Here is a 10,084-nt window from a genome sequence, read left to right as displayed (position 1 = left end):
CGCCCCCGCCCTCCTCTTTCCCCGTACTTCGCACACGAACGGGAGGCCCCTGCATGGCCACCACCGAGAAGACCAGCAGCAGTAAGAGAACCAGCGGCCTGCGGCTGGACCCGCCGAAGCTGTGGAACAACACCGCCGACCGGCCGCCGGCGCCGCCCCGCGACGTGGAGCGCCCCGGCGCCTGCACCGTCGAGAAGTGCGGCACCGTCGCCCCCGCCAAGGGCGGCCGCGCACCGGACGGCCTCGTCCGCGTCCACCTCAAGACCAGCCGGGAGCCTGCCCGCTGGTACTGCGAAGGGCTCTGCGCCCACTACGGCACCGCCCTTGCGGAGCTCCGGCCGGCCGGGTGGTGGAAGCCGTGACCGGCCGCCCGCTCCCGCGCCTGCACCACAAGCAGGACGACGTGATCCGCCTCTTCAACGCCGGGTGCACGAACACCGAGATCGCCTCCCGGCTGCACATGGACCGCAGCACCGTCGGCCGCCTGCGCCGCGACCTCGGCTACCCGCCCGCTCCCCGCCCGAGGCCTCGGCCGCGGTCACTCGGGGAGGTGTTCACCGCCGGAACCACGAGCCTGCCGGGCGGGCACGTGCTGTGGACGGGGCACCGCACCGAGGACGGCACCCCCGTCCTCAAGCACCAGGGGCGCCACCACACGGTGCGCCGCGTCGCCTGGTTCCTCGAGCACGGATGGTGGCCCAAAGGGCGCGTCACCGCCGGGTGCGAGCACCGGTGGTGTGTCACCGGACACCACCAGCGCGACAGCGCCGGCGTCCAGCAGGCCCGCGCCGACGGCCGGGCCGTGACGGGCATGCCCCGCAGGCCGGCGGTGTGCGGGCGCGGGCACGACCAGCTCGTGCACGGCCGGCTCGGCCCGGACTGGCGTGCCTACTGCCAGGCGTGCAAGACCGCCTCGGCCGCCGGTGGGCGGGTGGTCGCGTGAACCTCGATGAGCTGCAGGTGCCGGCCTGGCACTACGAGGCCGCGTGCAACGGCCATGACTCCTCGTTCTGGTTCGCGGACCGCGCCAGCGGCGGCGAGGCGCAAGCCCTGTTGAACGAGGGACGGCGGATCTGTCTCACGTGCCCGGTGCTGCGGGAGTGCCTGGAGGCGGCCATGGCCGCGGAGGGCTGCCTGCCGCACAACATGCGCGCCGGGATCTGGGGTGGCCTGTCGGGAGCGGAGCGGTGGGCGCTGTACCGGCGCCGCGTCAACGCCGAACGGGCCGCCCGTGAGGCAGAGAAGGCCGCGGCGGGCGGCGCCTGAGATGCCATCCACCACCACATGGTGCGGGCCGGGAACACCCCCCTCGGGGTGCTCCCGGCCCGTCGCGCGCCCGGCCGCGGTGTCAGCCGGCCGCCTCGTCGGTGGCTTCCAGCTCACGCACGCGCGCCGACCTCCGCGGCTGAACCGCACAGCGGGCCGCTGACGCCACCACCCCCACGGCACAGAGAGAAGAGACGCGTGAGCACTGACGCAGTGACCTGGGCCATGGACGAGGCGCCCATGCTGCGCACAGCCAAGGGCAAGAACGACTCCACCGCCCGCCACGTCCTCCAGGCCCTCGCGGAGTTCGCCCACGAGGACGGCAGCAACGCCTTCCCGTCCGTGGCCAAGCTCCAGCACCGCACTGGCTACGAGGAGCGCACCGTGCAGAAGGCGCTCCGCCGGTTGGAGGACGGCGGGCTCATCACGCCCACCGGCACGGTGTACGGCTGCACCCGCTACCAACTCCACCTGCACAAGCTCCGGCCGACCTCCGACTGGGAGGACCTGATCGCCAAGCGGGACGCCCAGCGTGCCACCGGCGCCGAGCGCGTCCGGCGGCACCGTGCCAAGGCCGTAACGCCGTCCGAGGACGTAACGCACTCTGACGCCGTTACCCCCGAGCCCGTCGAGCCCCCCGTAACGGCTTCCGACGACGTACGTAACGGCCTCGAAGAGCGTTACGTAACGCACTCTGACGACGTACGTAACGGCGCCAGAACCCCCCTAACCACCAAAGAACCCCCATGGGAGCCACCAGGAACCGAAACACCCCCTCACGGCCGTAGGCCCCCTACCGGTAGTAGGGGGACCGGTGGAGGCGGCTTCGCCGCGGCCGACGAGAACTCCGCACCCCCCAGCAGCCGCCCGCCGAGCGGGAGCCCGGTAGCGGGCCACGTCCTCGCCGGCCTGCCCCAGCCGCTCCGCGAGGCGATCGAGGCCGTGGGCATCCGCCGACTCCCGCCGTACGTGGCCGAGATCGTCCGCACCGAGGTGGAGCGCGGCCTCACCGTCGCCCGACTGATCGAGCGTGCCACCGACCGCTGGCACCAGCGCTACGCCGACGAACCGATCGGCCGCCCCCTCGGCGTGGTCGCCGCGCTGCTGGCGAACCACTGCACCAGCCCGCGGTGTGACGACGGCACCGACCTGGACACCGGTGCCGCTTGCCGTACGTGTGAGCGGTGGCGGGAGGACCAGCGCGCCGCCGCAGCGGACCGCCGCGAGCAGGCCGAGCGGGAGGAGGCCGAGCGCCGTCGGACCGCGTACCGCGAGGAGACCGCCGCTGCGGAGGCGGCCGCCCTCGAGGAGCAGCGCGCGAGCGGGGCCGCCCCCGAGGAGCCGGTCGCGCCCGTGGCGCCGCTGACGCTGGTTCCCGCTCCCAGGGGCCGACGCAACGCGACGCCGCCGCGGTCGGCCGCGGGCAGCGTGCAGCCGCCACTCCTCACCGCCATCGACGGCCGCCCCGACGACGAGGAGCCCCCGCCGTACGGCTGGTGCCCCGACTGCGCCCGCCCGCTGCTCCGCCCCGGCCAGACCGTCCACTCCACGTGCACCCCGCCCGACGACGAGGAGCGGGAGCACGACACCGCCTGACACCGCCCAACAGTCCCGCCGCTATGGCGTTGAACCCACCACGAACCTCACCCGGAGGAGGAGACGTGAACCACCACCCGGAGCCCGCCCCCGCCGGGCAGGCCGAGGAGACAGCCCGGTGAGCACCCGGCAGCCCCCGCCGCTGCGCTTCCCCCAGGTCGCGGTCTCCTGCCCCTGGTGCCACGCCACGCCCGGGGAGCCCTGCGCCGTACGGCGCCGCGGCCCCCGCCGCGACATGACCCACCAGGCCCGCCGCAACGCCTGGGTCATCTCCGTGGCCGTCTGCCCGGCCTGCCAGGTCACGCCCGGCACCCCGTGCGCCGACACCAACCGCCGCCCCCTGCCCGAACCCCACCCCGAGCGGGACGCCGAGGCCGTCCGTACCCAGCCCTCCGCCCGCACCCCGCGCGTCCACGCCCTCGGGGAGCAGCTGGACCTCACAGACGAACAGGAGACATGACCCGATGGCCCTGCCCAGCATTCACGGCGTCGCCCGCCTCGTGGACGACCCCGAACTCCGCTTCACCCCATCCGGTGTCGCGGTCGCCGCCGTCCGCCTCGTCTTCAACTCCCGCAAGCGCAACCCGCAGACGCAGGAGTGGGAAGACGGCGACGTGTTCTGGATCCGCGGCACCGCCTGGCGGCAGCTCGCGGAGAACGTCGCCGGCACCCTCAGCAAGGGCATGGAGGTCCACGTCGCCGGCGAACTCCGTACCGAGTCCTGGGAGCAGGACGGCGACAAGCGCCAAGCGACCGCGCTGAACATCAGGGCCATCGGCCCGAACCTCGCGTACGCCTCCGCCCGGGTGGAGAAGAACCCCCGCAAGACCGACACCTCCACCGGCGGCGGGCAGGCCGGGAACGGCTGGAACACCGGCGGCCAGCCGCCGCCGGAGGACCCGTGGGCCACCGGCCCCGGCGGCTACAGCGACGAGCCCCCGTTCTGATGGCCCGCCACCACGGCCGCATGCCCCACCGCCGACTACTCCGCGCGCGGCCGGTGCCGCGACTTCGGCCGCGGCGGATGCTCAACAAGCCACGCCTCCAGCTCCGCACGCTGCCACAACGACGTACGCCCGACCTTCACCGGCCGCGGGAACCCCGCCCGCGACGAGGCGAGGTTGTAGAGCGACTGACGGTCGATCTGCAGCAGCTTCGCCGCCTCGTCGGAGGAGACGCAGCCGGTGAGGTCGGGGAGGCCCATGCCGTCAACCGTAGCGAACTCCTCTAGCTGAACTACTTTTGAATCGTATGCGAGCTACTATTCACCCTGTGTGGGTCCACCGCGACCCACCGACACCACCGGAAGGACGCACCCGTGAACGGACCCGCCCACTACCGCGAGGCCGAACGCCTCGCCCGCCGGGCCCAGAGCATCAACGACCCCGCCTGCGCCCTCGTGGACGCCCAACTCGCCACCGCGTACGCGACCCTCGCCCAGGCCGCCGCAACCGCCATGGCCGCCAGCGTCGACCAGGAGCCGGAGACCGGCATGCCGCCCGCCGACGTCGACGCCTGGTTCGAGGTGTGCGGCACCAAGCGGCCCACCGTCCCCGACCCGGCCGCCGAACCGGGCTACGGCGACTACGCCGACGCCATCCCCGAGTAACACGCCGCACCCGCAGCACAACCGCACCGCAACCGCAGACCACCGGACGCCAGGGGCCCACTTGGGGACCCGGCCCCCTCCGCCAGGGAGCCAGCCCTCGTGTTCGGACTCACCACCACCGCACGCCTCCACGCCGCCGAGCAGGAACGCGACCACTACCGCGAAGCCCTCCAGGACCGCGCGAAGGAACACCTCCGCGACAACGTCAGCGCCGAGCAGCGAATCAACCAGCTCCAGCGGCAGATCACCGTCCTCGCCGGCGGACTCCTCGACGCCCACCACCACGAGCTCACCAGCCACCTCGACACCGAGTCCCGCACCGTCGGGGGTGGGCAGTGAACGGCGCGCTCGCCACCATCGGCCCCTACGGCATCGCCGTCGGCGCCGTCCTCCTCATCAAGCTGCTCCTCTCCATCCCCCTCCCACATCGCCAGCGGCGCACGGCCGGGCCGGAGTTTCGGGAACGCGACGAGGACCTGACGCTCCACGCGATCGTCACCGCCCACAACGAGCCCCTGGCCATGCTGCGCCGCTGCCTGAAATCCTTCCTCGACCAGACCCGCCCGCCCCTCTCCGTCACCGTCGTGGACGACGCATCAGGCAATCGGGACGGCACCCCCAACCACGACGCCGCCCACGTCTGCCGAGAGCTCGCCTCCGCCTACCGCTGGGCCGGCGTTGAACTTCACTACGTGCGCCACCCCCAGAATCGCGGGAAGCGCGAGGGCCTGGCCACCGGCTTCCGCAAGCACTGGACAGCCGACCTCTACGTGTGCGTCGACTCCGACACCGTGCTGGAACCGGCCGCCCTCGAGGAGGCCGTACGGCCCTTCTCCCGCCGCCGCGTCCACTGCGTGACCGGCCTCGTCCTCGCCCACAACCGCGCCGTCAACCTGCTCACGAGGTTGATCGACATGCGGTACGTCAACGCCTTCCTCGGAGAGCGCGTCGCGTACGGCCGGCTCGGCTCCGTCCTCTGCGCCTGCGGCTCCCTCGTCGTCTACCGCGGCTGGGTCGTCCGCAAGCACCTCCCGGACTTCCTCGGCCAACGGTTCCTCGGCCGACCCGCGACGTTCGGGGACGACCGGCGTCTGACGTACTACTGCCTGATCGAGGGCCAGTCCCTCATCAACCCCCGCGCCGTCGCCCGCACCGACGTCCCCAAAAGCCTCGGCCACTACGTCCGGCAGCAGATCCGATGGGGCAAAAGCTTCATCCGCGAGGGCGTCCTCCTCGCCGCCCAGTTCCGCCACGCACGCCGCGCCTTCTGGTGGCTCAACCTCCTCGAACTCGCCATGTGGGGCGTGTTCACCACCGCCCTCATCGCCGCCCTCGTCCTGCTGGTCACCCACCCCGCCGGCCCGGCGATCCTCGGCGCGTACGCCGCCTACGTGTGCGTCATGTCCTGGCTGCGCTCCGTGCACTACCTCCGCGGCGCCGCCAGCGTCCCCCTCGGGGACCGGTGGGCCACGTTCGCCTGCGCGCCGCTGTACGCCCTCCTCAACCTCAGCCTCCTCCTCCCGCTGCGCCTCTACTCCCTCGCCACCCTCCGGGACAACGGCTGGGGCACGCGCACCGCCGGCGCCGAAGACACCGGCCACACCACCGGGGAGCCCCTGGCCGCCCCCGTGCGGCCGACGACGCCGGCCAACGAGGACGAACGGCCCACCCTCGCGATCCCCTCCCCGCGCCACGAGGACACCGTGCCGCTGGTCAAGCTCCGCGACCCCGACAGCGAAACCACCCTCCAGGTCGCGCAGCCCCTCCGCACCCGCTGACCACCGCCGGGCCGGGCCGCCCCTCCACCGCGCGGCCCGGCCCCTCGCCCCGAGGAGCCACACCGATGCGCAAACCACCTGCCGAGTCCCGAATGAAACTGACCGTCATCTCCGTCATCGCCGTCGAGTTCGGCGGACGCCTGGACTGCGAAGACACCGAGGAAGCCCACGTGTGGGTCGAGACCCCGCTCTGGTCCTCCCGCCGCGCCTTCCTCACCGGCGCCTCCCCGTTCACCGACGCCGCGCAGTGCACGCCCGAGGAGCTGCCGAACCGGTACTTCCTCGCTGAGCTCCCCGCCGACCCGCCGCCCTCCCGGCCGGAGGACACCACGGGGGAGCGCCTGGAGTGGCCCGGCCTCCGCGAAGCCCCGACGCCCCCGCCCGGCTGGATGGCCGGCCACAGCAGCACCGGCCGGGGGCCGGAGCGCGCCGCCGAAGACGCCTGCCAACGCTGCGGCGCCTGCAACCTCGACGACTGCCCCGCCTGTACCGGTTGCCAGTGCCCGGCGAGCACACCGCGCCCGGTCGGCCCCGCCGAGGGCATGGCGCGCTGGCCGCGACGCCGCCGCCGACCTCATCGACCCCAAGGAGCCCCGGTGACCAGCCCCGTGACCGAACACCTCCCCGGCGGCCTCGTGGAGACCGTCGTCCAAGAAGTCGGCTGCCCCCTCCCGTGCCTGTCCGCCACGGAAACCCGCCGCCTCTACCGGAACGTCCTGGCCGCCGTCCTCCCCGAACTCCACACCGCCGCCCGCCGAGCCGTCACCGGCGAAACCGCCGAACTCCACGGCCGCATCCAGGAACTCACCAACGAGAACAGCGACCTCGCCGAGCAGCTGGCCGCATGGGAGGGCGAGCCCGCATGACCGGCAACCCCTGGCGCTCCCGACCCCGGCACTGGGCCGCAGTCCTCGCCGCCCTCGCCCTCGTGGTCCTCCTCGCCAATCTCGTTACGGCCACCACCGGCCACGCACCACCCGCCCCTCCCCGCCACGGGAGGAGGTGACCACCGTGCCCGTACGGCCCGAGAACCGGCACCGGTACCCCGACGACTGGCCTCCTGTGCACCGCCGACTGGCTCCACACCGCCCACGCCGTCGCCGCATTCCACTGGACGTTCACCCTCGCCACGGCCGCCGCCTGGCACCACACCACCCACCCGGCCGGGAGGAGCGGACCGCCATGACCGCCACGTGCCGGATGTGCAAACGGCTCCTCAAACGGCCCTCACCGGACGGCCTCGGCCCGAAGTGCCGCCGCAAACGCCGCGACCGGCTCATCGCCCGCGCACGCGCCCAGGGACTCCCCATCCCCGCCGGCTACTTCACCGACAACGCCCGCCCAGCCACCGCGAAGCCACGCCGCCGACGCACCTGGAACGCCAAGCCCATCCGCACACTCCGCCCGCTCGACACCTACCAGACCCCGCCCGAACAACTCCCCCTCGAGGACGACCAGTGACCCCCACCGCCCCCGCCGCCCCGGCCGAGCTGCAGCACGGCCCGACCGTCGTCGGCGTCGACTCCTCCCTCACCGCAACAGGCCTCGCCTCCTCCCGCGGCTGGTGCAACGTCACCGGCCACACCGACAAGAAGAACCCCCTCACCAAGATGCCCCACCCCGCCCGTCTCGCGGCCATGCGCCTCGTGCGGGACGACGTCCTCCACCACATCGGCCGCCCCGACCTCGCCGTCCTGGAAACCCCCGCACCGTCCCGCTCCGGCGGCGGCAGCCACGAACGGGCCTGGCTCTGGTGGGAGCTGTACGCACACCTCACCGACCAAGAGATCCCCGTCGCCCTCGTCTCCACCAACCAGCGCATGCTCTACGCCACCGGCAAGGGCGCCGCCTCCAAGAGCGCCGTGGTCGACGCCGTCGCCCGCCGCTGGCCGGCCTGGATCACCGGCGGCGACGACAACGCCGCCGACGCCGTGGTCCTCATGGCCGCCGGCCGCGACTGGCTCGGACACCCCCTCACCACCATGCCCAAGGCCCACCGCGCCGCCATCACCAAAGCCACCTGGCCCGACCACGCCCTCACGCCCGCCCCCCGCCCCTGACCACCGGAGGAGACCCCCGCCGTGAACCAGCCAGACCAGCAACCGCCCGCCATCTACCGGTACGAGGTGCCGGTCGACGACGAGTGGCACCAGATCACCGGATGCGCCACCCCACTCCACACCGCATGCCGAGACCCCCGCGTCGTGGAGTTCTGGGCCTGGCACCGGCCAGACCTCCCGGCCCGCCACTTCCGCGTGTTCGGCACCGGCCACCCGGCCCCCGAGCACGCCGAGCACCGCGGCACCGCCCTGGCCGCCGCTGGCCACCTCGTCTGGCACCTCATGGAGACCCGCACCCCCGAAGCCCCGATGGCCGGCCCAGCCGACTTCTTCCAGCCCGGCCACACCTACGGGCCGCACTTGATCCGCTTCCGCTGCGACGCCATCACCACCCACCCGGCCACCGGCGAACGCCAAGCACTCGGCTGGCTCCGCTTCACCGACGGCACCTGGAAGGCCGGTCACCTCGGCCCCAAGGACTGGGCCGACGGCTCCTGGGCCGAGAACACCGCAGGAGCCCGACCGTGAACGAGCCGCCCGCCACCCTCACCGTCCACCCCCGCCCCGAGGAAGCCCCCGCGCTCCTCTACGTCCACAGCGACGCCGGAGCCGTCACCCGAGTCGACCAGGCCGCCCCGCCGGTCGCGCGTGAACACACCCTGTGCCGCGCCCTCCTCGTCCACGCCCTGGCCCTCCTCGACGCGGAAGGAGACGGCCCGTGCTGACCCCCGCCGCGGCCGCGGTCCTCGCCGCCCTCGCGACCGGCTACCTCCTCGGCCGTCTCCGGCCCCTGGACCGGCTCGACACCTGGGTCTGGAGACAACTCACCTTCCGCAAGAAGTGGACCCGCGCCCGGCCCCGCCAGGCCGTCCTCCTCGCCGTCCATGCCCTCGTACGCCCGGCCGCCACCGTCCACATCTGGCGCCACCGCCACGACCCGCCCACCCCGCGCAGCCCCGCCATCACCGTGCCCGCCGTCCCCGATAACTCCGAGGAGCCCACGCGATGACCACGATCGTGCACCAGTCGCCCGGCCCCGGCTTCGGCCTCATGCCCTGCTGCCGCCGCCCACCCCACGAGGTACCGGCCGCCGACCGGATCACCAACGACCCCGCGCAGGCCACCTGCCCCGGCACTGCCGGGCAGTGCACCTGCACCGTCTCCTACGACTGTCCGCACCGCTGCTGGCACTGCAAGCGGTCCCGCGTCGACGGCTGCGAATCCTGGTGCCACATCCGCCCATTCGACACGGCGACCGGCGACGAGGAGCAGCAGCCGGCCGGAGCCGTGGGGACAGAGGTGTGCGAGGCGGCCGAAGAGTGGACCGCGGCCAAGCGGGAGGCTGTCGCGGCAGCCATCCGCGACCGACTCCGCAACACCCCATCGCCCCCGGCCGGTCCACTCGGCGGGCAGATCGGCAACTACGGCGCCCCGACGGAGTACGACCTCGCCGACGCCCTCCTGCCCCTCCTCCGGGCCGAGGTCACCGACGCCGTAAGGACCGTGGCCGCCACCGTCGCGGAGCTCTCCGCCCGCCTGGACGCCCTCCAGGCAGGCGAGGAACCCCAACACGACGAGGCGGCCGTGTGCACCCCAGCGCAATGGATCTGGCTGTGGAATCGGGCCCCGCTGGAGAAGCGCCTCGATGTCGCCGCCCGTGCCATGGCCGACGGCCAACGCGCGCACCGCTGCTTCCTCTTGGACCACGACGGCCAGGTCGAGGAGCTGCGACAGGCACGCGCCCGCCTCGCCCGAGGAGGGGGCGAGCGGTGATC

General features: G+C 73.5%; 17 protein-coding genes. 16 read left to right on the top strand and 1 reads right to left on the bottom strand.

The window, feature by feature from the left end:
- The first annotated feature begins 53 nt into the window (after positions 1 to 53).
- The 6 genes from RM572_RS00790 to ssb all read left to right on the top strand — a co-directional run bounded on the left by RM572_RS00790 (position 54) and on the right by ssb (position 3,809).
- Positions 54 to 362 carry a hypothetical protein gene (locus RM572_RS00790; RefSeq protein ID WP_311671316.1) on the top strand — a complete coding sequence of 103 codons (309 nt, stop codon included), beginning with the start codon at positions 54 to 56 and terminating at the stop codon, positions 360 to 362.
- The gene (locus tag RM572_RS00785) at positions 359 to 943 is read left to right on the top strand and encodes a hypothetical protein (RefSeq protein ID WP_311671315.1); all 585 of its coding nucleotides are present in this window, start codon (positions 359 to 361) and stop codon (positions 941 to 943) included. The genes RM572_RS00790 and RM572_RS00785 overlap by 4 nt, the downstream gene beginning before the upstream one ends.
- Positions 940 to 1,266: a WhiB family transcriptional regulator gene (locus tag RM572_RS00780; RefSeq protein ID WP_311671314.1), complete on the top strand. Its 327-nt coding sequence runs from the start codon at positions 940 to 942 to the stop codon at positions 1,264 to 1,266. Before RM572_RS00785 ends, RM572_RS00780 begins: the two co-directional genes overlap by 4 nt.
- Positions 1,267 to 1,464: 198 nt before the next feature.
- Positions 1,465 to 2,862: a helix-turn-helix domain-containing protein gene (locus RM572_RS00775; protein ID WP_311671313.1), complete on the top strand. Its 1,398-nt coding sequence runs from the start codon at positions 1,465 to 1,467 to the stop codon at positions 2,860 to 2,862.
- Between the two features lie 118 nt (positions 2,863 to 2,980).
- On the top strand, positions 2,981 to 3,322 hold the full coding sequence (locus RM572_RS00770; protein ID WP_311671312.1) for a zinc finger domain-containing protein: 342 nt from the start codon (positions 2,981 to 2,983) through the stop codon (positions 3,320 to 3,322).
- 4 nt (positions 3,323 to 3,326) lie between these two features.
- The gene (gene ssb / locus RM572_RS00765) at positions 3,327 to 3,809 is read left to right on the top strand and encodes a single-stranded DNA-binding protein (RefSeq protein ID WP_311671311.1); all 483 of its coding nucleotides are present in this window, start codon (positions 3,327 to 3,329) and stop codon (positions 3,807 to 3,809) included.
- 35 nt (positions 3,810 to 3,844) lie between these two features.
- Here ssb and RM572_RS00760 read toward each other — a convergent pair whose 3' ends face one another.
- Complete coding sequence (locus tag RM572_RS00760; RefSeq protein WP_311671310.1) at positions 3,845 to 4,066, bottom strand: helix-turn-helix transcriptional regulator; 222 nt, start codon at positions 4,064 to 4,066, stop codon at positions 3,845 to 3,847.
- A gap of 114 nt (positions 4,067 to 4,180) precedes the next feature.
- Here RM572_RS00760 and RM572_RS00755 point away from each other — a divergent pair, with 114 nt between their 5' ends.
- The 10 genes from RM572_RS00755 (at position 4,181) to RM572_RS00710 (ending at position 10,082) form a co-directional block, all read left to right on the top strand.
- The gene (locus tag RM572_RS00755; RefSeq protein ID WP_311671309.1) at positions 4,181 to 4,471 is read left to right on the top strand and encodes a hypothetical protein; all 291 of its coding nucleotides are present in this window, start codon (positions 4,181 to 4,183) and stop codon (positions 4,469 to 4,471) included.
- Between the two features lie 99 nt (positions 4,472 to 4,570).
- A complete protein-coding gene (locus RM572_RS00750) occupies positions 4,571 to 4,810 on the top strand; it encodes a hypothetical protein (protein ID WP_311671308.1) in 240 nt (79 codons plus the stop codon).
- Positions 4,807 to 6,249 carry a glycosyltransferase family 2 protein gene (locus RM572_RS00745; RefSeq protein ID WP_311671307.1) on the top strand — a complete coding sequence of 481 codons (1,443 nt, stop codon included), beginning with the start codon at positions 4,807 to 4,809 and terminating at the stop codon, positions 6,247 to 6,249. The genes RM572_RS00750 and RM572_RS00745 overlap by 4 nt, the downstream gene beginning before the upstream one ends.
- Before the next feature lie 65 nt (positions 6,250 to 6,314).
- Positions 6,315 to 7,115, top strand: coding sequence for a hypothetical protein (locus RM572_RS00740; protein ID WP_311671306.1), 801 nt, complete (start codon positions 6,315 to 6,317; stop codon positions 7,113 to 7,115).
- Positions 7,116 to 7,431: 316 nt separating this feature from the next.
- Positions 7,432 to 7,710, top strand: a complete 279-nt coding sequence (locus RM572_RS00735; RefSeq protein WP_311671305.1) for a hypothetical protein — start codon at positions 7,432 to 7,434, stop codon at positions 7,708 to 7,710.
- Positions 7,707 to 8,309 (top strand): hypothetical protein, encoded by a 603-nt coding sequence (locus RM572_RS00730; protein WP_311671304.1) that lies wholly within the window; start codon positions 7,707 to 7,709, stop codon positions 8,307 to 8,309. The genes RM572_RS00735 and RM572_RS00730 overlap by 4 nt, the downstream gene beginning before the upstream one ends.
- Before the next feature lie 21 nt (positions 8,310 to 8,330).
- Positions 8,331 to 8,837 carry a DUF7352 domain-containing protein gene (locus RM572_RS00725; protein WP_311671303.1) on the top strand — a complete coding sequence of 169 codons (507 nt, stop codon included), beginning with the start codon at positions 8,331 to 8,333 and terminating at the stop codon, positions 8,835 to 8,837.
- On the top strand, positions 8,834 to 9,034 hold the full coding sequence (locus RM572_RS00720) for a hypothetical protein (protein ID WP_311671302.1): 201 nt from the start codon (positions 8,834 to 8,836) through the stop codon (positions 9,032 to 9,034). Before RM572_RS00725 ends, RM572_RS00720 begins: the two co-directional genes overlap by 4 nt.
- Positions 9,028 to 9,318, top strand: a complete 291-nt coding sequence (locus RM572_RS00715; RefSeq protein ID WP_311671301.1) for a hypothetical protein — start codon at positions 9,028 to 9,030, stop codon at positions 9,316 to 9,318. Before RM572_RS00720 ends, RM572_RS00715 begins: the two co-directional genes overlap by 7 nt.
- Positions 9,315 to 10,082, top strand: coding sequence for a hypothetical protein (locus RM572_RS00710; RefSeq protein WP_311671300.1), 768 nt, complete (start codon positions 9,315 to 9,317; stop codon positions 10,080 to 10,082). The genes RM572_RS00715 and RM572_RS00710 overlap by 4 nt, the downstream gene beginning before the upstream one ends.
- Positions 10,083 to 10,084: the final 2 nt, after the last annotated feature.

It is taken from the genome of Streptomyces hazeniae (genome assembly GCF_031845485.1).
GTDB lineage: Bacteria > Actinomycetota > Actinomycetes > Streptomycetales > Streptomycetaceae > Streptomyces > Streptomyces hazeniae.
Note: the sequence above shows the minus strand (reverse complement) of the source record. Positions and strands in the feature narration are given on the sequence as shown.